This window comes from Ensifer sp. Root127, assembly GCF_001425225.1.
Taxonomy (GTDB): Bacteria; Pseudomonadota; Alphaproteobacteria; order Rhizobiales; family Rhizobiaceae; genus Ensifer; species Ensifer canadensis.
Genome location: NZ_LMDX01000016.1, coordinates 63,082 through 84,600, shown reverse-complemented (window position 1 = coordinate 84,600; position 21,519 = coordinate 63,082). Strand labels below are relative to the sequence as shown.

At 60.8% G+C, this 21,519-nt stretch carries 23 protein-coding genes and 3 pseudogenes; 16 read left to right on the top strand and 10 right to left on the bottom strand.

Translation table 11 applies throughout. The features are described from left to right. A pseudogene (locus ASD03_RS37835) lies at nucleotides 1–409 on the top strand (IS30 family transposase); the annotation flags it as partial. 42 nt (nucleotides 410–451) lie between these two features. Here the strand turns inward: ASD03_RS37835 and ASD03_RS18770 are convergent. Next, a complete protein-coding gene (locus ASD03_RS18770; RefSeq protein WP_244494652.1) occupies nucleotides 452–1,096 on the bottom strand; it encodes an ABC transporter ATP-binding protein in 645 nt (214 codons plus the stop codon). Nucleotides 1,097–1,261: 165 nt separating this feature from the next. After that, nucleotides 1,262–1,870, bottom strand: coding sequence for a Spy/CpxP family protein refolding chaperone (locus ASD03_RS18765; RefSeq protein ID WP_057214855.1), 609 nt, complete (start codon nucleotides 1,868–1,870; stop codon nucleotides 1,262–1,264). A gap of 218 nt (nucleotides 1,871–2,088) precedes the next feature. Between ASD03_RS18765 and ASD03_RS18760 the strand changes: the two genes are divergently transcribed. From ASD03_RS18760 to ASD03_RS18735, 6 genes and pseudogenes are all read left to right on the top strand, one after another. Beyond that, the gene (locus tag ASD03_RS18760) at nucleotides 2,089–2,310 is read left to right on the top strand and encodes a heavy-metal-associated domain-containing protein (protein WP_057214852.1); all 222 of its coding nucleotides are present in this window, start codon (nucleotides 2,089–2,091) and stop codon (nucleotides 2,308–2,310) included. 203 nt (nucleotides 2,311–2,513) lie between these two features. Next, on the top strand, nucleotides 2,514–2,798 hold the full coding sequence (locus ASD03_RS18755) for a hypothetical protein (RefSeq protein ID WP_244494651.1): 285 nt from the start codon (nucleotides 2,514–2,516) through the stop codon (nucleotides 2,796–2,798). Between the two features lie 97 nt (nucleotides 2,799–2,895). Continuing rightward, entirely contained in the window at nucleotides 2,896–3,333 is a 438-nt protein-coding gene (locus ASD03_RS18750; RefSeq protein ID WP_057214848.1) for a hypothetical protein, read from the top strand. Nucleotides 3,334–3,491: 158 nt separating this feature from the next. Next, nucleotides 3,492–4,658: pseudogene (locus ASD03_RS18745) on the top strand (heavy metal translocating P-type ATPase); the annotation flags it as partial. Next, the gene (locus ASD03_RS18740) at nucleotides 4,655–4,870 is read left to right on the top strand and encodes a DUF2933 domain-containing protein (RefSeq protein ID WP_057214845.1); all 216 of its coding nucleotides are present in this window, start codon (nucleotides 4,655–4,657) and stop codon (nucleotides 4,868–4,870) included. The pseudogene ASD03_RS18745 and the gene ASD03_RS18740, both read left to right, overlap by 4 nt. Continuing rightward, nucleotides 4,867–5,370 carry an SRPBCC family protein gene (locus tag ASD03_RS18735; RefSeq protein ID WP_057214841.1) on the top strand — a complete coding sequence of 168 codons (504 nt, stop codon included), beginning with the start codon at nucleotides 4,867–4,869 and terminating at the stop codon, nucleotides 5,368–5,370. Before ASD03_RS18740 ends, ASD03_RS18735 begins: the two co-directional genes overlap by 4 nt. A 38-nt stretch (nucleotides 5,371–5,408) precedes the next feature. Here the strand turns inward: ASD03_RS18735 and ASD03_RS18730 are convergent, their stop codons facing one another. After that, a complete protein-coding gene (locus ASD03_RS18730; protein ID WP_280137622.1) occupies nucleotides 5,409–6,521 on the bottom strand; it encodes an acyltransferase in 1,113 nt (370 codons plus the stop codon). A gap of 324 nt (nucleotides 6,522–6,845) precedes the next feature. After that, complete coding sequence (locus ASD03_RS18725) at nucleotides 6,846–7,271, bottom strand: DUF305 domain-containing protein (RefSeq protein ID WP_057214838.1); 426 nt, start codon at nucleotides 7,269–7,271, stop codon at nucleotides 6,846–6,848. 467 nt (nucleotides 7,272–7,738) lie between these two features. On the opposite strand from ASD03_RS18725, the pseudogene ASD03_RS18720 reads away from it, so the two are divergent. Continuing rightward, nucleotides 7,739–7,999, top strand: a pseudogene (locus ASD03_RS18720) (DUF305 domain-containing protein); the annotation flags it as partial. 27 nt (nucleotides 8,000–8,026) lie between these two features. Here ASD03_RS18720 and ASD03_RS18715 read toward each other — a convergent pair. Next, nucleotides 8,027–8,395 (bottom strand): hypothetical protein, encoded by a 369-nt coding sequence (locus ASD03_RS18715; protein ID WP_057214832.1) that lies wholly within the window; start codon nucleotides 8,393–8,395, stop codon nucleotides 8,027–8,029. A gap of 306 nt (nucleotides 8,396–8,701) precedes the next feature. Here ASD03_RS18715 and ASD03_RS18710 point away from each other — a divergent pair, with 306 nt between their 5' ends. From ASD03_RS18710 to ASD03_RS18700, 3 genes are all read left to right on the top strand, one after another. Continuing rightward, complete coding sequence (locus tag ASD03_RS18710) at nucleotides 8,702–9,319, top strand: hypothetical protein (protein ID WP_057214828.1); 618 nt, start codon at nucleotides 8,702–8,704, stop codon at nucleotides 9,317–9,319. Nucleotides 9,320–9,479: 160 nt separating this feature from the next. After that, on the top strand, nucleotides 9,480–9,671 hold the full coding sequence (locus ASD03_RS39045; RefSeq protein ID WP_057214826.1) for a hypothetical protein: 192 nt from the start codon (nucleotides 9,480–9,482) through the stop codon (nucleotides 9,669–9,671). Continuing rightward, nucleotides 9,671–9,991 (top strand): ferredoxin family protein, encoded by a 321-nt coding sequence (locus ASD03_RS18700; protein ID WP_057207959.1) that lies wholly within the window; start codon nucleotides 9,671–9,673, stop codon nucleotides 9,989–9,991. The genes ASD03_RS39045 and ASD03_RS18700 overlap by 1 nt, the downstream gene beginning before the upstream one ends. 229 nt (nucleotides 9,992–10,220) lie before the next feature. Here the strand turns inward: ASD03_RS18700 and ASD03_RS18695 are convergent, their stop codons facing one another. Both ASD03_RS18695 and speB read right to left on the bottom strand, forming a co-directional pair. After that, nucleotides 10,221–11,192, bottom strand: a complete 972-nt coding sequence (locus ASD03_RS18695; protein WP_057214823.1) for an ornithine cyclodeaminase family protein — start codon at nucleotides 11,190–11,192, stop codon at nucleotides 10,221–10,223. A gap of 124 nt (nucleotides 11,193–11,316) precedes the next feature. Next, a complete protein-coding gene (gene speB, locus ASD03_RS18690; RefSeq protein ID WP_057214820.1) occupies nucleotides 11,317–12,378 on the bottom strand; it encodes an agmatinase in 1,062 nt (353 codons plus the stop codon). A 366-nt stretch (nucleotides 12,379–12,744) separates the two neighbouring features. Here speB and ASD03_RS18685 point away from each other — a divergent pair, with 366 nt between their 5' ends. From ASD03_RS18685 to ASD03_RS18665, 5 genes are all read left to right on the top strand, one after another. Continuing rightward, nucleotides 12,745–13,821 (top strand): extracellular solute-binding protein, encoded by a 1,077-nt coding sequence (locus ASD03_RS18685; RefSeq protein WP_057214817.1) that lies wholly within the window; start codon nucleotides 12,745–12,747, stop codon nucleotides 13,819–13,821. A 92-nt stretch (nucleotides 13,822–13,913) separates the two neighbouring features. Next, nucleotides 13,914–14,798, top strand: coding sequence for an ABC transporter permease (locus tag ASD03_RS18680; RefSeq protein ID WP_057214813.1), 885 nt, complete (start codon nucleotides 13,914–13,916; stop codon nucleotides 14,796–14,798). Further along, nucleotides 14,795–15,634, top strand: coding sequence for an ABC transporter permease (locus tag ASD03_RS18675; protein WP_057214810.1), 840 nt, complete (start codon nucleotides 14,795–14,797; stop codon nucleotides 15,632–15,634). Before ASD03_RS18680 ends, ASD03_RS18675 begins: the two co-directional genes overlap by 4 nt. 10 nt (nucleotides 15,635–15,644) lie before the next feature. Next, complete coding sequence (locus ASD03_RS18670) at nucleotides 15,645–16,712, top strand: ABC transporter ATP-binding protein (protein ID WP_025428789.1); 1,068 nt, start codon at nucleotides 15,645–15,647, stop codon at nucleotides 16,710–16,712. Nucleotides 16,713–16,913: 201 nt separating this feature from the next. Then, nucleotides 16,914–17,774 (top strand): LysR substrate-binding domain-containing protein, encoded by an 861-nt coding sequence (locus tag ASD03_RS18665; protein ID WP_057214807.1) that lies wholly within the window; start codon nucleotides 16,914–16,916, stop codon nucleotides 17,772–17,774. Nucleotides 17,775–17,978: 204 nt separating this feature from the next. Here the strand turns inward: ASD03_RS18665 and ASD03_RS18660 are convergent, their stop codons facing one another. From ASD03_RS18660 to ASD03_RS18650, 3 genes are read right to left on the bottom strand one after another with little or no spacing between them, the layout of a single operon-like run. Continuing rightward, the gene (locus ASD03_RS18660) at nucleotides 17,979–18,803 is read right to left on the bottom strand and encodes a citryl-CoA lyase (protein ID WP_057214804.1); all 825 of its coding nucleotides are present in this window, start codon (nucleotides 18,801–18,803) and stop codon (nucleotides 17,979–17,981) included. Then, nucleotides 18,800–19,984 (bottom strand): CoA transferase, encoded by a 1,185-nt coding sequence (locus ASD03_RS18655; protein WP_057214801.1) that lies wholly within the window; start codon nucleotides 19,982–19,984, stop codon nucleotides 18,800–18,802. Before ASD03_RS18655 ends, ASD03_RS18660 begins: the two co-directional genes overlap by 4 nt. Beyond that, a complete protein-coding gene (locus ASD03_RS18650; protein WP_057214798.1) occupies nucleotides 19,981–21,519 on the bottom strand; it encodes a tripartite tricarboxylate transporter permease in 1,539 nt (512 codons plus the stop codon). The genes ASD03_RS18655 and ASD03_RS18650 overlap by 4 nt, the downstream gene beginning before the upstream one ends.

The following is a 21,519-nucleotide window of genomic DNA, read 5'->3' as shown; positions in this document are numbered from 1 at the left end:
ACCGGAACAGATCGCCGGTCGCCTGTTCGCCGATGGCGTGAGCGCCGTGCGTGTCTGCACCGAGACGATCTATCGCTTCATCTACGGCAAGGAAGATCATGCGCTGGAGCTCTATCGGCATCTACCGGAAGGCCGCCGCAAACGTCGCCCTCGCAGCTCCAGGAAACCCCGTGACGGCGTCTTTCCTGGAGCCTGCAAGATATCACAACGGCCTGATTTTATTGATGATCGATCGCAGTTCGGCCATTGGGAAGGCGACTTGTTGATCTTCCAACGCGACCTGGGCACTGCCAACGTCACTTCACTGGTTGAGCGCAAAAGCCGCTACACCGTGATGATTAAAAACCAGAGCCGGCATTCGCGACCGATCATGGACAAGATCATCGAAGCATTCTCTCCTTTGCCAGCCTTGCAGGTCCCGCTTCAGTTTGGTGTCCAGCGTTGCCATGCGTCACCAGGTCAGTGCCGCGGCCGAGAGCCGCTGTTCGTTCACCTGAATCTTTGAAATCGTTCCGTCGGCAAAGAAGAGCACGCGGTCGGCGACCGCATGGATGCTGGCGTTGTGGGTGATGATGAGCGTCGAGGTCCCGAGTTGGGTGTTGACGTTGACCAGCGCGTCGATCACGCGGATGCCCGTCTTGGAATCCAGCGCCCCCGTCGGTTCGTCGCAGAGCAACACCTCCGGGCGCTTTGCAATCGCCCGAGCGATGGCCACCCGCTGCTGATCTCCGCCCGAGAGCTGTGCGGGGAAATGGTTCCGTCGGGCCTCGAGCCCGACAAGCGCCAGCGCCTCGTCGGGCCGCATGGGATTGGCCGATATCTCGGTCACCAGAGCGACGTTCTCGTAGGCGGTCAGGCTCGGTATGAGATTGTAGAACTGGAAGACGACGCCGACGTGCTCACGTCGGTAGAGAGTGAGACCGCGTTCTCCAAGCGCCGTCAGCTCGGTGTTTCGGAAGAAGAGCTGTCCGCTCGTCGGTCGATCGAGGCCGCCCATGATGTTCAGCAATGTCGACTTGCCGCTCCCTGACGGCCCCAGCATGACGACCAGTTCACCCGCTTGTACGTCGAGGCTGACATCGCGCAGGGCATGCACGGCAACTTCGCCGGTCAGGTAGGTTCTCGTGAGGGACCGGGCACGAAATATCTCTCCGTCATCGTCTCCTCCAAGCGCAGAGGGCTTCTCAATCTTTGGGCGCGCCAAACTGCACGGGTGCACTGCTCAGCGCGGCTTGGATGCCATGCGCGACCTCGGCTCTCCCTACATCATGCCCATCATGGGAGGCAGGAGCAGCTTGTCGGCCATCTGCTTCTGCTCCGTCCCGAGCGATTGATAGAGAGGGGCAAGGGCAGCCTTCAATTTCTGCACGCCTTCAAGACGGCTGTTCAAATTGCTCTCCCGGCGTTCGAGACGCTGCAACGGGGTCGCTGCGGCCCCGCCCGGCGTGCCCATGGCGTCTGGCATTTGCATCATGCCTTCCTGCATACCGCCGGCATTGGCACGCAGAATGTCGGCGAAGACGTTCCACGACGCCTCCTGCTCCGGCGTTATCTTGAGTTCCGTCTTCAGGAACGCGATACGTCCCTCGACATGTTCGGGGGCCATCATCTCGGCCATCGGCCCCATGCCCGGCAGTCTCATTCGTCCCGGTCCGCCAGCCATCATCCGCATCATGTTGCCCATCATGTCGCCCGACATCATGCCGCAGGACATCATCGAGCTCGGGTCCGCGCCGGAATCTGGCGGCTGGGCCATTTGCTCGCTCGTCTGCCCTACAGAGGTCTCGGGATGGTGCGCGTCTTCAGCAAAGGCCGGCGTCGAGAGCATGAGCACTGTACCCGCCAGCAGGATTGTCCGCAGTGTCGTCATTTCGCTTCTCCTAAGCTCCGATAAACGACTGGTCTTCAGGGTACGACGGCTGAGACGGTTCACATTGACGCAGATCAAGCTCTGATCACAGAAGTCGCAAGGTGGGCGAAGACGAAGAAGAACAACGCGCAGGAGAGAGATTCTGTCGGCGGCTATTGACCTTGCCATCGTTGGAAGCACCACATTCCACCATATCATTTTCCACGAGGAGATCTCGAATGTACCATCTCAACATCCCCGACATGACCTGCGGACACTGCGCCGGAGCGGTCGAAAAAGCGGTGAAGTCGGTCGACCCCAACGCCAAGGTCGCCGTCGATCTCGATGCCAAGACCGCATCGATCGACTCTCCGGTGTCCTCCGACGCATTTGTTTCCGCGATCGAGGAAGCGGGCTACCAGGCCTCCTTCAAGAAGGCCTGCTGCGGCCCCGTGGCTTGAACCATAGGGATACGCCGCCGACATGCCGGAACACGCCGCTCAAGCGGCGTGAAGAACGAGAGTTCGGCCGTAGATGTTGGCGGCGTACCGCATCAAATGATCACGATCTCGCGAGCACTTGCCGTCCTTGCGGCAGCTCAAAGATCGCAGGATCGGGGAGGTCTTGACTGCTTTCAGTAAAAGCATTGCTCAGGAGCTTCCCCATGAGACGTTCATCCAGGCCTTCACATGCAATATTGGCACTTGCACTCCTGGCTGCGACCGGGACGTCCGCCATTGCTGCCGGTTCCCACGATCATCCGACAGAGAATGGCAGCGCCGAGGCTCCGCTTGATGTTGTCCGCTCTGCCCTCGACCTGGCACCGCCGATTGCAAGAAGCGAGCCAGCGACCATCACGGTGAAACTGGACACGGTCGAGGTGACGGGCCAGCTTGCAGACGGCGCGACCTACCACTACTGGACGTTCAACAAGAAGGTTCCAGGTTGAAGACGGCTGTCGACAGTACCAGTGCTCTCACCTTCAATCTCATGCTCTCCCTGTTTACTCTAATGCCGCGTCACCGAGTCTTCGCAGACCGCGTTGATTGATCAAGATCAATGCGATGCCTGCAGGCATTGCGCATTGTGCTCGAAGACAGCACGGGGTGTCGAACGAAACCATGATCGCCGCCAGTCATATCGTCCGGAAACATACAAGAGAGTTGTTGGCCATTTTGGTCGCCTTTCTGTTTCTGGTCGCGCCCATGGCCGAGGCCACTCCTGTCGAATGCGGGCCACACATTGCCAGCAGCGAACGCATCGTCTCCTTGCAAGGGAAGACCGATCTCCATGCCGATACCGAAACAGGCCATGAGAAAGCGTGCTGCAAACGCATCTGCAGCCTGTGCTACGCACTGCTCCCGGCTCCAATCTTCGGCGAGGTCACCCTGAAGTCGGGCGGCCGCCGGGACCTCAACCCCCAACTGTCCATCAACGGCATCATCTCCAGACCCGCTATCGGCCCTCCTCGATCCGCAGGATGAACCAGGCCAGCCGTCGTTCGGCGGCGGTCCTCCACGGTCGCACCCGCGTGGCGCGACCTCCGCCAGCATTGGCTGGCACGGAACGAGAGGTCAATGAACATGAAACGCCGTGAATTCCTGGGCGGGCTGATGTCGGGCGTCGTAGTCGCCGCATCGGGCTTGCCGTCGTCGCCTTCGCGATATGGATGATGGTCGGCCCGGAGCCGCGCTTCGCCCACGGACTGGTCGCCGCCGTGGCCGTGCTCATCATCGCCTGCCCCTGCGCGCTCGGTCTCGCCACGCCGATGTCGATCATGGTCGGCGTCGGCAAGGGCGCAGGTGTCGGCGTACTGATCAAGAACGCCGAAGCGCTGGAACGCTTTGAGAAGGTCGACACCCTGGTGGTCGACAAGACTGGAACGCTGACCGAAGGCAAGCCGAAGGTCACCGAAATCATCGCAACGAACGATATATCCGAGGACGATCTGCTGAGGCTGGCCGCCTCCTTGGAGCGGCCGAGCGAGCATCCTCTCGCAAGCGCCATCGTCGAAGCCGCCAACGAGCGCAGCCTGAAGCTCGGCTCTGCCGAAGACTTCGACAGTCCGGTCGGCAAGGGCGTGACAGGTGTCGTCGACGGCCGCAGGCTCATCATCGGCAGCCACCGGATCATGTCGGAGGAGAAGGTGGATTTCTCCGTCCTCTCGCAAAAAGCGGAAGAACTGCGTGGCGAGGGAGCAACCGTGATCTTCGCGGCGATCGACGGCCGCCTGGGCGGGCTGTTTGCGATCTCCGATCCGATCAAGGCGACGACACCGGCTGCGGTCGAAGCGCTGATCAAGGACGGCGTCCGTGTGGTGATGCTCACCGGGGACAACACGACCACCGCCAGTGCCGTCGCCCGCAAACTCGGGATCAAGGAGGTCGAGGCGGAAGTTCTTCCCGAACACAAGAGCGAGATCGTTGCTCGCCTGCGCAAGGAAGGCAGGATCGTCGCCATGGCAGGCGACGGCGTCAACGACGCCCCGGCGCTTGCTGCCGCAGACGTCGGAATCGCCATGGGGACCGGGACGGATGTGGCGATCGAGAGCGCTGGCGTGACGCTGCTCAAAGGCGATCTGCAAGGCATCGTCCGGGCGCGGCGGCTCAGTCACGCGACGATGGCGAACATCCGGCAGAACCTGTTCTTCGCGTTCATCTACAACGCCGCGGGCGTACCCGTCGCCGCGGGCGTGCTCTATCCCGTCTTTGGCCTTCTGCTGTCGCCGATCATCGCGGCCGCCGCCATGGCGCTTTCTTCTGTCAGCGTGATCGGCAATGCCCTCAGATTGAGGAGTGCACGGATATGACCTGGGATCGCAGATGGATACTGTTCGTCGCCTCGCTTGCGGTGATTGCCGCGTTTTTCGTGCTTCGCGAGCACTGGCAGCACGTGTTGGGTCTCACGCCCTACCTGATACTGCTTGCCTGCCCTTTGATGCATCTCTTCCACCGGCACGGTGACGGCGGACACCGCCATGACCGGAAAGGCCCACCGACGGAGCCGGGGGACATCACATGAGCTATGCTCTGTCGGCAGAAGCCGTCGCCGATGTCGCGGCTTCCCCCGAGGCGCTATTCGACCATCTCGACGATCAGGCGAGTCTCGGTTCGCACATGGAAAAGCCGTCAATGATGATGCTCGGCGGACGAATGTCGTACACCTTCGACTATTCCCGCGGACGCGCCGTTGGATCGATCATCGGAATGCGGGGTAATATTCTCGGGCTGACCCTCTCCGTCGAGGAGGTCGTGGTCGAGCATCGGGCGCCGATGCGTAAGGTCTGGGAGACACGTGGCCGACCAGACCTCCTCGTCATCGGGGCGTACAGGATGGGGTTTGAAATCAGCGGTTCCGACGATGGCTCGCGGTTACGCGTGTTCATCGACTACGACTATCCGGCAACGTCGGCGGGCAAGCTCCTCGGACCGTTGTTTGGTCCGGTCTACGCGCGCTGGTGCGTCCGCCGGATGGCCAGGGACGCAAGGAAGTGGTTTCGCGTTCATCCCACAGGTGTCTGAGCGACTGATGCCAGCGCAGCCGGAGCTGACGGGGGCGGTCACCGAACGGGAGAAAGAACGCGGTCGCGCAGAAGGAGGAACGTTCTCTCCACGCAAACCCACAATACGGTTGCCGCGGCAAACGAGGTCACCAGATAGACGACAAAGCCGAAACCGCCCTGAAGGTTCTCTTCGCCGATGAGAAGCCTGTCGACGTGGAACACGGACTTGTGGGTGAGATACAGGCTATATGACAGGGTCGCGATAGTCGCCGCCCCAGGAATTGGCCACCGTCTCAAAACCTCCTCCAGGTCGAGCATCGCTCCAAGAAGGAGGGCTATCCCGGCCGCGATGAGCGGGAACCCGGCGACCGCACCGGGCTGCGCCTGGAAGACGAGGAAGAGATTGGTCCCCGCAAGCGGCCCTCGGATCGAGAACAGGAAAAGCGCGGCCGCGACGAGGGCCGCACCCACAGGCAGGGCCACGCGCGGAGGTGCGTAACGCTTGCAGAGTTCCGGCTTGAAAAACCGCGCCGCTGCAAGGATCACACCGAACGTCAAGCCATCCAGGCGGGTGTATGTCGGATAATAGACGTCCCTGAGATATACGGCGAAGGCCTCTCTGAGTTTCTCTGCGTCGACCAGGACTCCGACCTGGTTTTCCCAGCTCGTATAGCGAACGACCATCCCGGTAATCACCGTGAGACCCGCGATGGCTAGCACCCGGCCCATGCTCGCGCGACGGTGCAACATCAGAACGAGGAGCGGCAGAACTGCGTAAAAATGCTCTTCGACGCAAAGTGACCACGCTTGCGAGAAAGCTCGCCCAATGCGTGGATCGAAGTCAAAATTCACGGTGAAAGTCGCAAAGCTCCAGATGGGCTGCATGGTGGGGGCGTCCCGGAGCACGGGGAAAACTGCGTAGAGACCGAGAACGACGAAGAATGCCGGGAGGATGCGAAAGGCCCGGCGAAGATAGAAGGATATCAGGTCCACCCGTGTCGTCCGCGAGACTTCCTTGAAGAGCTGGGTGCCGATCAGAAACCCGCTCAGCACAAAGAAAATGTCGACACCCAGCCACGCATAGGTGCGGATGCCAACCAAGATGGACGGTGTCGCTTCGACCGGGAGATGCACGAGCATCACGAGCAGGATCGCCAACGATCGTAGCACGTCAGGTCCCACCGCCCTTGATTGGACCGCTACTGTTGAATGCGCGTATGTGGATGGCGAGACGGCTACTGTGGTCACGGCTTGGTCCCGGCTGCATCGGAAAGAGTGACACGCGTGAAAACGTGATGCCGAAACTTTTATCCAACTTTCTTCAAATCGGAATACACAACTCTCGGTCGATCAAGTTAGCCTAAATATTTCGTAAATTTTGATGTGTTGACGGAACGGGACGCGCGATACGCCGCAGGGAGGATGCCAGCGGACACCCTCCCCGGCCTTCTTCGGCAGTTCAACGTTCTTCGGACAGGCCAAGGACGCAGAGGATCACTTGGCGTGTTCCATGACCCAGACGGTCATCTCCTCGATTTCCTTCTTCTGGGCGTCGATGATCTTCTGGGCCATGGACTTGGCCTGCTCGTCATCGCCGTATTTCAGCTCGACCTCGGACATGCTGATCGCACCCATGTGATGGCCGATCATGCCGCAGACGAATGCCACGTCCGGATCCTTGGCCATCATTCCCTGCATCATCGCCGGGTGCATCTTCTGCATCGACTCCATCATCGCCTTCTGATGCTCGGCCATTTCGCCCAACTTCATGCCGCCTGGCATCTGCATGTCGGCACTCATCGCGGCTTCCGATTTGCATGCGTCCAGCATCGTCATCTGAGCCGACGCCGTTGCGGTAGCCCCGAGAAAGATGGCGGGGACGGCCGCCACGGCTACCAAAAGCTTGAGAATCCTGTTCATTGTACTCTCCATGTTTGGATGAAAGGCTGTTCAGATCGGGAGAGCCGAGAACTAGGGCGGCGGAGAAAGCGCCCGGACGAGCAGGAACGGCTTCGCCTTTACTCCAAGCGGACTGCGAATGTGTGCGGGATGGGCGTCCGCCACGAGCGCGCAGTCGACCAGAACCGGACAGCACGGTGACTTCGTGCAGCAGCTCGGCGAGGTGATGTCGGATGAGACCTGGGCTCGCTCCGTGAAAGAGGGGCAATGTCGGTTGACATGAAAATTTGCCGCCGCCATGCCGTGCAGATTGAATATCCCAAGGCAGAGAACGCCGATCAAGATGATCCGGAGTGAAACTCGGAAGGCAGGCATGAGGCGCGGCTCCTTCGAGCCTTCAACCCGTTTGCCGATCAGAAGTTCCGCGCCCGACCTCGCGGCTTGTGAACCGATTGTGGTTGTGCAAGCCCAGGTACAGGCGCACTGAGCTGAACGTCGTCGCCCTGCACCTGGGGCTTGCCGTACTCTTCGCCGCCGCACTTGCGGGGACGCGCAAGCAAGCTCTGGTCGACGACCAGGAGTTCGTCGCCTCTATGATCCCGCATCATTCGGGCGCGATCCTCATGTGCCGCGAAGCGAAGCTTACCGACCAAGAGCTTGTCAATCTCTGCCGCCAGATCTCCGAAGGGCAGCGCAAGGAAATCGATCAGATGAACGCGATCAAGGCACCGCTGGAGCGCCCCGGCTGACACTGTCCAATGCGAGATGCGCGCACGTCAGGAAATCGGAGGGGTGCAGACCGCGTTCCAGAGATCGTCCTTCCAGGTGCTCCCTTCGGCTCCGGACGTGGGTATTCGGTACTCGACCCCTCGTACCGAGATCGCCGCCGGCGAGGCGCAGCGAACCGACGCCCTATGTTTGCTCGGGTCGGTGTAGGTCCTGCCTCCATCGTCGCTCGTTTGCGACACCCCGATGAATACGTCGAAGTCGTACTCCACGCTGGCCGCAGCCTGGTTTTCGACGAGGCTGAGGCTGACCACGGTGTTGTCGGGGAAGTGCTCTTTGTGAAAGACGCCGAGTTCGGTGGCGGACGCTGGTTTCAGCAGCAACATTTCGATCGCAAGGATTGAAAGAGCCGTACGCATTCACCCCTCCCCGGTTCATGCGGCCATGAGAAACCATACCACGATCATCGGATGCAAGAGGAGTGAATACGCGCTGGCGGCGCTAGCCACGACGCATCAAACCGAAGAAACGCGCGCTTCGAAAATCTCTGAATTAGAGGCCTCTCATACTTGACAATGAAAGTCAGCATTTAATAGAACGGGGCCACTTCGGTGACGGCTCCAGAAGTCGTGCCTGAAGGAACAATCACGTCAGTCCGTCGAGACCGGACGCACCCGTTGACGGGTGCGAATGCTTTGGCGCGCGCCTTCTTGGGGGAGTTGAAGATGGCCGTTCTGGAGGTTTCCTTGTTATCAGCACCAGCGGCGGTCTCGTATATTCGCACCTCGCTGCGGTTGATCCATTTCTCTGGAATGGTGCTCGGTCTTGGCGGCGCGGTCTTTCTTGACCTGATGCTTTCGCGTTACCGCCGAAGCCTTGTCAGCGCTGAGTTGGTCGCCCACGTCGAGTGGATCAGCCGCTTTGTCGCCGCCGGACTGCTACTGCTCTGGGCCTCGGGTCTTGGGTTTCTGCTACTCTACCAATTCGCTGAGCCGGAGAAGCTCCTAAACCCGAAAATCTGGGCCAAAGTCACCATTGTCAGCATCCTCACGCTCAACGGGCTTGCCATTCACCGGTTCGTGCTTCCATTCGTTCGCCAGCAGATCGGCACCACGCTGCTCTCCGGCATCAGACCCGCAACGAAGACGGCTTTGATTGGATGCGGCGTGATTTCGATTGTCTCGTGGAGCGTGCCTGTTGTGCTGGGCGCTGCGCCCCAATTGAATTTCGTCGTGCCATGCGAGGTGATACTGGCGGCCTACGCTCCAATGTTGGTTCAAGCGTTCTTCATCGGAAAATTGCTTATGCGCGATCGCTGCATGGCCGCCGTGCAGGAGGCCTGAGGCGTTCTGCAGTCGAGTTCTCCGCACACTCGTCAGGCGGTCAGAGAGACACCTTTGCCAAGGTCAACTGCTTGGGCAACGAGCGTTCTATCGACAGGAGCGCTAGTCCAAGGCGGCCGCGGACGAGAGCCTGGCGCTACCACTGCGCCAGGCACAGGCAATGACCGCCACCGCTCGCTTCATGTATCGCGCCGCCCTGGCGCGTACGGAAACGCGCGGCATGCACCGCCGCGACGATTTCCCAAATCAGGACCCAGAACAACGTTACCGGCTGGTCGTATGCGGCCTCAACACAATCACAATCCGGACGGAACCGGTAAAACCAAGCGACTACAAGGAGGCTGCAGAATAATGATCGAGGTACTGGATAGTGACACCTGCACGGACTGCAATCTCTGCGTCCAGGTCTGCCCGACCAACGTTTTCCAGGTTATGCCGTACGGCCCGCCCCGTATCCTGCGGCAGGAGGCCTGCCAGACTTGCTTCATGTGCGAGCTTTATTGTCCCGTGGACGCGCTCTACGTCGATCCGGACGCCGAGGCAGTGCATGGACTGACGGTCGATGTCGTGCGCAAAAGCAATCTCTTCGGCAGCTACAGGAGGGCCATCGGCTGGCACAAGGACACCCGTCATCAACGTCACATCGACGATCATTACAGATTGCCTCAATAGCCTACCGCTCTGGAATCAAACCTCCCGGTCGAGGGCGAACGCCTGACCAAAGCGCACCGGTGTTTGCCGCGGTCCATGGCGCGATCGAGAACCTGAAGACAATTGCCGGGCCGTAAAGCTCGATGTCACCCGCGTCGCGACACGGGCGCCCCCATATCAGCGCAAGCCGGCCCCAGCGATCGTGGCAGGGCAATACCTCGCAGCCGCGGATGGGTCGATCGCAAGCCACTCAGCTGTTGGCGGACGCAGTCTCATACACCATCGTCGCGGCGGCTAGATCCGCCAAGGCGGTTCCTACTGCCTTGTAGAGCGTGATCTCCTCGTTCGAGGTTCTTGCCGTCACATCGCGGCGGCACAATTCGTCGAGCGTCGCGCGTACCATGGCCTCCGAAAACAGGTCCGCCTTGACGGGCTGAACCAGGTCTCCGGCTTCATGTAGGGCCTCATGCGTGTCGATGTAGACCGAAGACCGCCGCACAGCATCGTCATCAGCCTCACGCATCGCGGGCGTAAAGCCACCGATGAGGTCCACATGGGTGCCGGGACGCAGCCACTCGCCCCTGATGATCGGCTGGGTTGCCAAGGTTGCTGCACTCACGACATCGGCGGCACGCACCGATGCTTCAAGATCCGAGACGACGGAGGTTCTGAGCCCCTGTTGTGCAAGGCTGTCCGCCAATCGCGCCGCGTTTCCCGCGTCGATATCCCAGATGTCCACGTGCTCGATCTGCCGGACGGCGCGATAGGCGTCCGGGATCAGGCTTGCCACCCGGCCGGCGCCGATCACCAGCAGGCGTTTGGCGTCCTTCCGGGCGAGATAGTCTGCAGCAAGCGCCGATGCTGCCACTGTTCTGCGCGCCGTGATCGTGTTTCCATCAATGAGCGCGAGCTGCGTACCGGTTCGCCCGTCATAAAGAATGTAGGTCGAGGTCAGGCCGGCAATGCCGCGCGCGGTATTCCCGGGAAACACGGTGACGATCTTGAAGCCGAGATAGCGCGCCGGTCGCTGTGCGTCATGCCAGGCGGGCATCAACAGCAGTGTCGCATCCGGTTCCCCGTCGTTTGCGACGGTGTGATGGTGGCGAACCGGCACGACGCAGCCCTCGGCAAAGGACCGCCGCAGGGTATCGATCAAGGCGCCGAATGGGAGCAGTGCAGCGGTCGCCTGGGCGTCGAGGATGCGAATTGGCGCGTCAGTCATGGAAACAACCTTCCGAAAATAGGTCGGCCGTCATGCGGCCGAAGAGGTGAAATCTGCTGGGCCGGACGCAGCCGGCATCCGAGCCGGCACAACCAGTTTTTTGTGCTGCGGCCCGGAGTGGCCGTTAACGCCTGTTCACCCTTGCGGACGGGCTGAACATCGCCAGGCATAGAAGTTCGAACAACACCTGCGCTGCGATCTGCGCGGTATTGGTGGTCGCGTCATATTGCGGCGCAATTTCCACCACGTCGCCACCGACTAGATTGATACCCTTGAAGCCCCTGAGCATCGTCAGCACTTCCCGTGGCTGCAGCCCGCCGACTTCGGGCGTACCTGTACCCGGGGCGAAGGCGGGATCCAGGCTGTCGACATCGAAGCTGACATAGGTGGGGCCGGAGCCGACCACTTCCAAGGCCCTGGCAATCACTGCCTTGATGCCCATCTCGGCAACCTCTTCCGCGTGAATGACGGTCATTCCAGAGGCGAACGAGAATTCCCAAAGATATTCGCCGCCGCCGCGAATGCCGATCTGGATCGTACGTCGAGGGTCGAGGACACCCGCGAGCACAGCCTCTCGGAAGGGCGCCCCATGATGAAATTTCGACCCTTCATAAGGGCCGGCAGTGTCGCAATGGGCATCGATATGAATCATGCCCACGGGTTCGTGGCCGGCAAGGCCCTTGAGGATGGCGCCGGATATGGAGTGATCTCCGCCCACCGAGAGCGGAATGGTTTTCGTGCCCGCAATCATCCGGTAGCAGGCCTCGATGTCGGCATGGCATTCAGCCAGGCCGAACCGGCTGCGCATCGGCACGTCGCCGACATCGGCAACCTTCAGCCGACCCATCGGCGCGACCCGAAGCACATGTTCGTAAGGGCCAACCCGCTCGATTCCACGAACCGCGCGGGGTCCCAGTCGCGCGCCGGCACGGTTGGTCACGCCGAGATCCATCGGCAAGCCGATCAGGGCAACGTCAAGCGCCTCCAGGATGTCGGACCGCAGCCCGTTTTCGATGAATGGCGCGTCAAGAAATGTGGCCGGGCCTGCAAATGGCCATTTGCGGCTATCGCCGTCCTTGAAGACGCTGGCCGCAACTTCTCGGAAATGCGGGTCCTGCATTTCACCGCCTGCCGCATTGCCGAAGCGGCTTCGCAAGTCTTCCAGAAAATCCCGGTCAATCGTCAAAATAGGCTCCCACGTTTCAACTGTATATTCCTGAAACCGAAACCGATTTGAGGATGAAATTATGCAGCGAATTAAAAGTGTTGCAGCGACCTTGCGCGTCACTTTGGACGCGCGGCGCTGTAACGTCGCAACGACATCATTCGCGTCGGGGAGCGCCTTTTGGAACCTTGAAAATTCATGAGAGCCTATAAGGATCCCTGATAGTCAAAAGTGGCGAGAAGAGTAAAAACGCCGCGCCACACCGCGGCTGACCATTCACGAATCCTTATATCCCGAAGATAATTTTCCCACTACCGCTTCGAACGGCGTCCCCTCAGTCTCCCCGCGATCACAAGGCTGCACAGAAGCGGCCACAAATAAGGGGAACTGATCATGGATATGACACGCCGCCGGTTTATGGGATCCGCTGCTGCGCTCGGGATTGCTGGAACGATGACGGGACTGGCGAGGTCGGCGTTCGCCGCCGGCAGCGAGCTTACCGCCGTCGAATGGGGCGGAGATGTCGTCGAAGCGATGAAGCAGATTGCGGCTGCCCAGGATGCATCGACTTTCAACTGGGTTCTGCATCAGGGCGGCGCGGGCGCAATCCTTCCGAAGATAAAGGCGGTCTGGCCCAACGTCGATTACGACTATGTGGCCGGATGGGAGGGGTCCTTCAACAGCATGGTCAAGGAAGACTGGCTGGAAACCATCAATCCGGCAGACATTCCCAATCTCGCCGACATTCCCGAGAAGATCATCATTCGCGACGGCAAGGGCAACATCAAGGCTGTTCCGCGCGCAGTGGGAGGCATGTATTTCGGTGCACGAACCGACACTGCGCCCAGGGTCGTCAAGACCATCGACGATCTCCTGAGCCCCGATCTGAAGGGTGCAATCTGCTGGCCCGGACCGACGCAGAGCATGATGCTGCAGATCGTGGCGCTTGCATTGCATGCCGGCGGCAGCGAAACCAATATGGAACCCGGCTGGAAGCTGATGCAGGACCTGGCGAAATCGGGCAATATCGGGCGCGTCGCTGTAACCGATATCGATTTTACCAACTCGCTGACATCAGGCGAAACATCGGTCGGCTTCTTCGCCGAGCCGGGCTGGGCTGCCGTGGCGAAAAACTTCCCCGTGACGCGCTTCACCAAGGACAGCAATTTCAAGGCATTCCTCTACCAGAGCGGCTTCGGCGTCATGAAAAACCGGCCCAATACCCGTGCGGCGCTCGACTTCATCAACTTTGCCATCAGCCCGGAAATGAGCTCGCTCTACGCCAAGGTGGCCGGTGAAGCGCCGCTCAACAGCAAGGCGTCCACGCCCGACAACCTCAAGCATCTCGCTTTCACGCCGGAGGAGTTCTCGAGCTTCGTCTATGTGCCGGACTACAACGTCGTCCTCGAGCAGCAGGATGCCTGGTCCAAGCGCTGGGAACAGGACATCGCACCGCTGCTCTAAATCACAGTGCGACAAGATTGCCGGAGGCGCGAAGCGTTCCTTCGGCAATTCTCTTTCGGGGCCCGGAAGGGCGACAAACAGGCTGTCCGATCATGACCAACGCCAGGCAGCAAACCGCTGCAGTTTCAATTCCCGATCGTCGCGATGCGGCCATCACGCTCGCGCCCGCGGTGCTGGTGCTCGCCTTCGGTTTCCTTTCGCCCTTGATCAACTTGGCGATCGAAAGCCTGAAGGAGTTCACCCCGGGACGCGTCGGTTCCGTGGAAAACGCGGCGACAACGGTTCAGAACTACCACGAACTTGCAAACCAGGCGTTTGCCAATGTGCTGCTGACGACTTTCTGGATCGGCGGCGTGGCGGCGATCGTCGGACAGCTCGTGGCGTTTCCGCTTGCCTATTTCATCGTGCGGCGCCTTTCCGCACGCATGCGCACCTTGACACTCGGCTTTCTGATCACGCTTGTGCTGTCGAGCGTCTTGATCAAGACCTATGCGATCGAGCTGACATTCGGCTCGGTCGGCATTCTGCGGCCCTTGCTGCTGACAGTCGGCCTGTCGCCGAACAGTCGTGAATATATCAATATCGTCGTCATCGCGGGGCTGGTGCACTCGATCATACCGGTCGCGACACTGACGCTGATGGGTGCGATGCAGTCCATCGATCCGCGCCTCCTCGACGCCGCCCAATCACTCGGCGCGCCGGGATGGAAGGCGCATCTGTCGATCACGCTTCCTCTCAGCCTTCCGGCCCTCATATCGAGCACGCTTATCTCGCTGACGTTTGCGATCAGCGCCTTTGTCATACCGATGGTTCTCGGGAGGGGCCGCGTCCTCTTCATGTCGAACGTGATCTACACCCGGTTCAGCGATATCGCCAACTACCCGAGCGGGGCGGCGATTTCACTCGTCATGCTCGCCGCAGCCCTGGCGGTGATTTCGGTCATAACGTTGGCGCACGCATGGAAGAGCCCGCGATGAGCACACATTCTCGTACCGCCAGATCCGGCGACCGGGCTGCCAGCGCGCTCGCCTACGGCGTCGTCGGCCTGGGACTGGCCTTTCTCGCAATCCCGCTTGCTATAACCTGCCTGATGGCGCTCGACGCAAGAACATTTCTCGGTCCCTTGCCGCCGCCGGCATTGTCGTTGCACTGGTTCGAGCGTCTTGCCTCCCGGGCGGACATTCTTTCGAGCCTTCGCACCAGCCTCGTTCTCGCTGTGCTGACGACGATCCTGTCGGTTTCGATCGGAACCGCTGCCGCCGTTGGCCTTGCACGCGGAGATTTTCCCGGAAAGGCGACCCTGACATCCGCCTTCCTCTCGCCGCTGATCGTTCCGCCCGTCGTCATAGGCTTCGGCTTGCTGCTGTTTCTGTCCAAGGCCGGCATTACCAACGGTATGGCGCGGCTGCTTCTCGGGCACGTGATCGTGACCGTGCCCTATTGCATCAGGACCAGCCTTGCCAGCCTTCTTGGCGCCGACAAACGGTTAACGGAAGCGGCCATGATTCTCGGCGCCACGGAGCGTCAGGCGTTCTGGTCCATTACCATACCGCTGATGAAGACAGGGATCATCACCGGGGCGATCTTTGCCTTCGCCATCTCGATGGACGACGTATCGATCAGCCTTTTCCTGAGTGACCCGTCGGCCACCACCCTGCCCGTTACCCTGGTCAGCAACATGCGGGCCGCTTTCGACCTGACGATCGCGGCAGCCGCTGTGATCCTGATGGCTGTAACGGTGCTGCTGATCGTTGTCCTCGACCGGTTGGTCGGGTTCGACAATGTCGTAGGCCAGGGTCTATTTCGTTCATGAGGACAATACGATGATTTCTGCCGTAGAATTTCAAGGTGTCGGCAAGCGCTTCGGCGAAACCGTCGCGCTGGACAACATTTCGTTTTCGGTGAAGCCCGGCGAGACGATCGCGCTTTTGGGACCGAGCGGTTGCGGCAAGACCACGATCCTTCGTCTCATCGCCGGCTTTGAACGGCCTGACAGCGGCACGATCACCATCGGCGGCAAGTCGATGGCCGGATTGAAGCCGTATGAACGAAATGTCGGTCTGCTGTTCCAGCACTACGCCCTCTTTCCGCACATGACCGTCGAACAGAACATCGGCTTCGGACTTCGTCACCGCGGTCACGCGGCAAACGAGATCCCCGCCCGTGTCGGAGAAATGCTGGAACTCGTGCGGCTGACCGGCTTCGGACATCGCCGTCCGCATCAACTGAGCGGCGGGCAGCAGCAGCGCGTGGCCCTTGCGCGGGCACTCGCGACCCATCCGAGCCTGCTGCTTCTGGATGAGCCGTTGTCCGCGCTTGATGCGAAGTTGAGGCATGAACTGCGCACGGAACTGAAGGATGTTCTTGCCGCGGTTGGCTCCACGGCGATCGTGGTGACACATGACCAGGAAGAAGCGATGAGCCTCGGCGAGCGCATTTTCGTGATGAGCCGTGGCGAGATCATGCAGTCGGGCAAGCCGGACGATGTCTATTGGCGTCCGAAATCACGTTTCGTCGCGGATTTTATGGGGCGAACGAACTGGATCCGGGGCTCGGTCGTCGCGACCGATGGTGCCGTCTCGAAGTTTCGCTCGGAATCCGGATGGGAGTTTCCGGTCGCCTCGTCACGCGACGGTGCAGCCATGAAGGAGGTTTGCGTCCGTCCGGAGAGTGTCGAGATATCGTCGAGCACCAGGGACGCTGCGGCGAGAGGCATGGCTGGACGCGTCGCGGACGTCGTTACGCTCGGCGCTTTCCGACATGTGTCCGTTGAGCTTTCCAGCGGCGACCGGGTCATTTCCGCTTGTGCGAACCGCCCGGACATTTCCTTCGAACGGGGGCAAGAGATCAGCATTTCCATGCCGCCGCAGGCCTGCGTCCTGTTTGCATGATTGCCTCGACCTGAGCGGGCGGGCAGCGATTGTGTTGCCTGCCCCGCTGGTCGCGCCCTGTTGCGCCCGGCTTACTGATCGTTCAATGTCCGATCCAGCTGCCGATGTCGCCATTTGGCGAACCCGTCCGCGTCCCGGATGCGGAAGCCCAAGACGTCTTCGGTCCGCACTCATCAACAGCGGCGAAAGCACGGTGCTTCCATGCTCGATCTCGACTCTTATTTGCTCCGGGCGTTCCTGACCGTCGCGGAAATAGGAACCGTCAACGGCGCGGCCGCAAAACTGCATCGCACGCAGGCTGCAGTCAGCATGCAGATTCGCAAGCTCGAAGAACTGGTCGGTGTGACGCTTTTCTCCCGGTCGTCCAAGGGACTGGAGCTCACGTCGCATGGTCAGATCATGGTTGCCTACGCGCGTGAAATCGTCGTGCTCAGCGACGAAGTTGGCCGCAGACTGACGGGCAAGGTGATCGAGGGGCGGATCCGCCTCGGCGTCGTCGAGGATTTCGCCGCCAGCCGGCTGATCGACATCCTACGCGACTTCAGGGATCAGAATCCCAAGGTCGAGATCGACATTATCGTCGAGCCGAATCGCCGTCTGGCGGAGATGTTCGAAGACGGAAAGCTGGATGTCGCGGTCTGCGACATCGCCTGCCTTGGCCGAAAGCCAATTCTGGTCTGGACCGAATACCTGATGTGGGCCGTCAGATCTGACTTCGTCGTCGACGCAAGCCAGCCGCTCCCGCTCATCATGTTCGACGACAGCTGCCCCTGGAATGTTCAGGCGATCGCGACCTTGTCCCAAAGAAACATAAAATGGAAAACCGCGTGCGTTGCCTCCACGCTGGTGGCGATGGCAACGGCCGTGCGGGTCGGGATCGGGATAGGCCCGATGATTTCTGCGACGATCCCGGATGGATGTCGCGCACTCGACAAGTCGAGTGACCTGCCGACCGCTGTCCGGATCGAGATCGGCTTCTACGCGCAATCGGACGTCTCCGAGGGTGTTCGCTATCTGGTCGAATTTGTGTCCCGCCATACGGCAATGGGTGACCGCCCTTAATCTCCATTCTGAGACGACTTCGGGAGAAACATCTGTAAGACCCTGAAATACTAGTTCGCCGCCCAACGCCTTCGGCTCAGACTAGCCTCGGAGGAGGACAGGCTCGAGAGCGAAATGGTCAATTCTGGGCATTTCTGGGCCTACAACCGGACGGCCCACGAACACCTGCTGGCGGGTCCGAAAGAGCCGCCAGCAACCCGAAGGTTACTCCAAAGCCGCCTCATCCCCCGAATAGCGCCATAGCCATTCACGTGGCAACGGGCCCTTGTTGCGCTCGGGCTTCTGAGATTGCTCCCAGGCATGCGCCAGAATGCCGACAGAGCGGGACAACACAAACAGCCCCCGTGTGAGCGGCGCCGGGAATCCAAGTTCGCCATAAACGACTGCAGTGGCACCATCGATGTTGAGAGGAATGAGCTTGCCCTTGCGCAAAGCAACCTGGCGTTCGAGTTCGACCGCGATATTGACCAGTTTACCGGCGACGGTGCCGTTCTCAGCGTAGGTCCTCGTAATATCGAGCAGTCTTGGTGCTCGCGGATCCACGGGATGAAAGCGGTGGCCGAGTCCCGGCACATAGCCATTGCTCCCCTCAAAAAAGCGGTCAAGACGGTCCGAAACTGCCTGCGGCAAGCCCTTGGCGTCGACGCCTGCGGCGATTTCCTGCAGAAAGGCCAGTGCCTGTTCACCGGCGCCGCCGTGCACGTCTCCAAGCACATTGATCGCGGAGGCCATGGCATTGTTGATGCCGACGCCACAGGTCGCGGCCATGCGCGCGATCGCGATCGAGGGCGCTTGAGGCCCATGATCCACCGCGGCCGACAGCGCCACGCCGAGCAGCCCAGCCTGATCCTCTGTCGGCAATTCGCCACGTAACATCAGCCAGATCATCGCCGGGAAGCTGATGTTCCCGATCAGATCCTGGATCTCGTGGCCGCGCAGCCGGATGACGCCGGGGCGCATTTCGATAATATCGGTCCTCCACCAATCCTCGGCCCGTTGGCGCCCCTGTTCCATACCTTGCTTGTTCATGCGCGTACCCTGATAGCCTGCTGCGAAACGATCTCGGCCAAGATCTCGGCCGTCTGTTCGCCGAGCCTCGGCGGCCGGCGTGATGGCACCGGCGGCTCGCCGTCGACCAGGAACCCGCCGCGAACAACCGTCAGACGGTCAGCACCCTCGCTTTCGGGGAATGTCGTCATCAGTTTCCGCCCGATGACCTGGTCTTCTGCAAGGATTTGCGGGATCGCGAGGATCCGCCCTGCCGGTATGCCGCGTCGATTGAAGCGCCGCTCCCATTCTACCGCTGGCGCTTGCGCCAATGCCTGCTCGATCAGCAGCTTCAGTTCGCCGCGACGGCGTTTGCGCTCGTCGCGCTTTTCGAAGCGCGGATCGTTGGCGAGTTCAGGCCGGCCGATTTCGTCACATAGCGCGACGAACTGTTCCTGCTTGTTCGCCGCGATGTTGAGCAGGCCGTCTCCCGTAATAAAGGAGCCCGAAGGGGCTGCCGTCATGTTCTCATTGCCCATCGCCGCCGGCTCCACGCCTGAGATTAGATAGTTGGAGACCGGCCAGCCGAGCGCGCTTAGGGTGCATTCGAGCATCGACACGTCGAGGAAGGCGCCTTCACCCGACCGTGACCTGCGCAATAGAGCCGACACAACCGCGAACGCACCGAATAGGCCGCCCAGCGTGTCGGCGACGGGATAGCCGACACGCAATGGCGCGGTCTCGGTCGTGCCGGTGATGCTCATGATCCCGGAAAGCCCTTGAATGATCTGATCATAGGCCGGGTTGTCGCGCATCGGGCCGTCCTGGCCGAAGCCCGAGATGGCGCAATAGACAAGATCGGGACGTATCACTTTCAAAGTGTCGTAGCCGAAGCCCAGCCGCTCCATGACCCCGGGTCGGAAGTTCTCCACCAGCGCGTCGGCCGTCGCGACAAGCTGAAGAAAGTGCTGCTTATCGGTTTCGTTCTTTAGATCCAGAGTGATGGAGCGCTTTCCGGCATTCTGCGCGAGAAACGAAGCGCCCATGCCTTGCGCGTTGAGCTGGGCAGAGGCGCCAAGCTGGCGGGCAAGATCGCCTCCCAGAGGCGTTTCAACCTTGATGACATCGGCGCCGAGGAGGGCGAGCTGATAGGCGCAATAGGGACCCGCGAGCACGTTCGTCAGGTCCAGGATGCGCAGGCCGTCGAGGAGTTTTTTCGTCATCGGTTGTTCCTTCGGTCAAGCGCGGGTGCGTGTTCGACCGTCGCCGCGCGACGATCCGAAAAATGCTTCCACAGTCTCGGTCCAATCAACGCCGTGAAAGCGAGCACGAGCAGCGACAGCGAGATTGGGTGCGTAACGAAAACCGACCAATCGCCGTTGGAGATCGCCATCGTCCGGCGAAACTGTGTCTCCGCCATCGGCCCAAGGATCATCCCGATCAGAACTGGCGCCGTCGGGAAATCGAAACGTCGCATAACGAAGCCCATCGCACCAAGCACGTAGAGAAGAACCAGATCGTAAGAGGACTGGGAAATGCCGTAGGTGCCGATGGTCGCAAAGACGAGGATGCCACCATAGAGCAGCGGCGGCGGAATCTTGAGCAAGCGAACCCACAGGCCGATCAGCGGCAGGTTCAAGAGCACCAGCAAGACGTTGGCGATCAGCAGGCTGGCGATCAATCCCCAGACGAGCGCCGGCTGCGTCTGAAGCAGCAACGGGCCGGGATTGATGCCGTAGCTCTGGAAGGCTGACAGCATGATCGCCGCCGTTGCAGAGGTGGGAAGCCCAAGCGTCAGCATCGGCACAAGGACGCCGGCCGTCGAGGCGTTGTTCGCGGCCTCCGGACCAGCAACTCCTTCGATCGCGCCCGTCGTTCCGAACTCGTCCCGGTGCGGCGACAGCTTCTTTTCGATCGCATAGGAAAGAAAGGTCGGGATTTCGGCGCCGCCGGCTGGCATGGAGCCGATCGGAAAGCCGATGAGCGTGCCGCGCAGCCACGGCTTCCAGGAGCGCGCCCATTCCGCACGCGTCATGTAGAGCGAGCCGCGCAAGGGGGTGATCTCATCCTTGCCGGCATACCGACGGCCGGCGACATAGAGGGTCTCGCCGACCGCAAACAGGCCAACTGCCGCGACGATCATGCTCGTGCCATCGAGCAGTTCGGGCACGCCGAAGGTGAAGCGCGCCTGCCCGGTCTGCATGTCGACGCCGATCATGCCGAGGAAAAAGCCGGCAAACAGGCTGGTGAGGCCACGTACCGACGATGGACCCAGCACGGCCGAGACCATGACGAACGACAGGACCATGAGCGAAAAATACTCCGCCGGTCCGAACTTCAGCGCCATGCCGACAACAACCGGAGCAAGGAAGGCGACGCCGAGCGTGCCGATCGTGCCGGCGACAAACGAGCCGATCGCCGACGTCGCCAGAGCGGCGCCGGCCCGACCAGAACGCGCCATGCGGTTGCCTTCGAGCGCGGTCACGACCGTGGCGCTCTCACCTGGTGTGTTGAGCAGGATCGACGTGGTCGAGCCGCCGTACATAGCGCCGTAGTAGATGCCGGCAAACAGGATGAATGACGCCTCCGGAGAGACCTGGTAGGTGATCGGCAAAAGGAGCGCGATCGTCAGCGCCGGACCGAGGCCGGGCAGGACGCCGATCGCCGTCCCAAGTGTCGTGCCGGCCAGACACCAGAGCAGGTTGATCGGCGTCAGGGCAACGGCAAAACCGGTCGTGAGTTGTTTTAGGGTTTCCAC

Coding starts and splice junctions, on each gene's coding strand:
- ASD03_RS18765 (WP_057214855.1), bottom strand. CDS start 1,870: ATGACGACACTGCGGACAATCCTGCTGGCGGGTACAGTGCTCATGCTC.
- ASD03_RS18760 (WP_057214852.1), top strand. CDS start 2,089: ATGTACCATCTCAACATCCCCGACATGACCTGCGGACACTGCGCCGGA.
- ASD03_RS18755 (WP_244494651.1), top strand. CDS start 2,514: ATGAGACGTTCATCCAGGCCTTCACATGCAATATTGGCACTTGCACTC.
- ASD03_RS18740 (WP_057214845.1), top strand. CDS start 4,655: ATGACCTGGGATCGCAGATGGATACTGTTCGTCGCCTCGCTTGCGGTG.
- ASD03_RS18735 (WP_057214841.1), top strand. CDS start 4,867: ATGAGCTATGCTCTGTCGGCAGAAGCCGTCGCCGATGTCGCGGCTTCC.
- ASD03_RS18725 (WP_057214838.1), bottom strand. CDS start 7,271: ATGAACAGGATTCTCAAGCTTTTGGTAGCCGTGGCGGCCGTCCCCGCC.
- ASD03_RS18715 (WP_057214832.1), bottom strand. CDS start 8,395: ATGCGTACGGCTCTTTCAATCCTTGCGATCGAAATGTTGCTGCTGAAA.
- ASD03_RS18710 (WP_057214828.1), top strand. CDS start 8,702: ATGGCCGTTCTGGAGGTTTCCTTGTTATCAGCACCAGCGGCGGTCTCG.
- ASD03_RS39045 (WP_057214826.1), top strand. CDS start 9,480: ATGACCGCCACCGCTCGCTTCATGTATCGCGCCGCCCTGGCGCGTACG.
- ASD03_RS18700 (WP_057207959.1), top strand. CDS start 9,671: ATGATCGAGGTACTGGATAGTGACACCTGCACGGACTGCAATCTCTGC.
- ASD03_RS18695 (WP_057214823.1), bottom strand. CDS start 11,192: ATGACTGACGCGCCAATTCGCATCCTCGACGCCCAGGCGACCGCTGCA.
- ASD03_RS18680 (WP_057214813.1), top strand. CDS start 13,914: ATGACCAACGCCAGGCAGCAAACCGCTGCAGTTTCAATTCCCGATCGT.
- ASD03_RS18675 (WP_057214810.1), top strand. CDS start 14,795: ATGAGCACACATTCTCGTACCGCCAGATCCGGCGACCGGGCTGCCAGC.
- ASD03_RS18670 (WP_025428789.1), top strand. CDS start 15,645: ATGATTTCTGCCGTAGAATTTCAAGGTGTCGGCAAGCGCTTCGGCGAA.
- ASD03_RS18665 (WP_057214807.1), top strand. CDS start 16,914: ATGCTCGATCTCGACTCTTATTTGCTCCGGGCGTTCCTGACCGTCGCG.
- ASD03_RS18660 (WP_057214804.1), bottom strand. CDS start 18,803: ATGAACAAGCAAGGTATGGAACAGGGGCGCCAACGGGCCGAGGATTGG.
- ASD03_RS18655 (WP_057214801.1), bottom strand. CDS start 19,984: ATGACGAAAAAACTCCTCGACGGCCTGCGCATCCTGGACCTGACGAAC.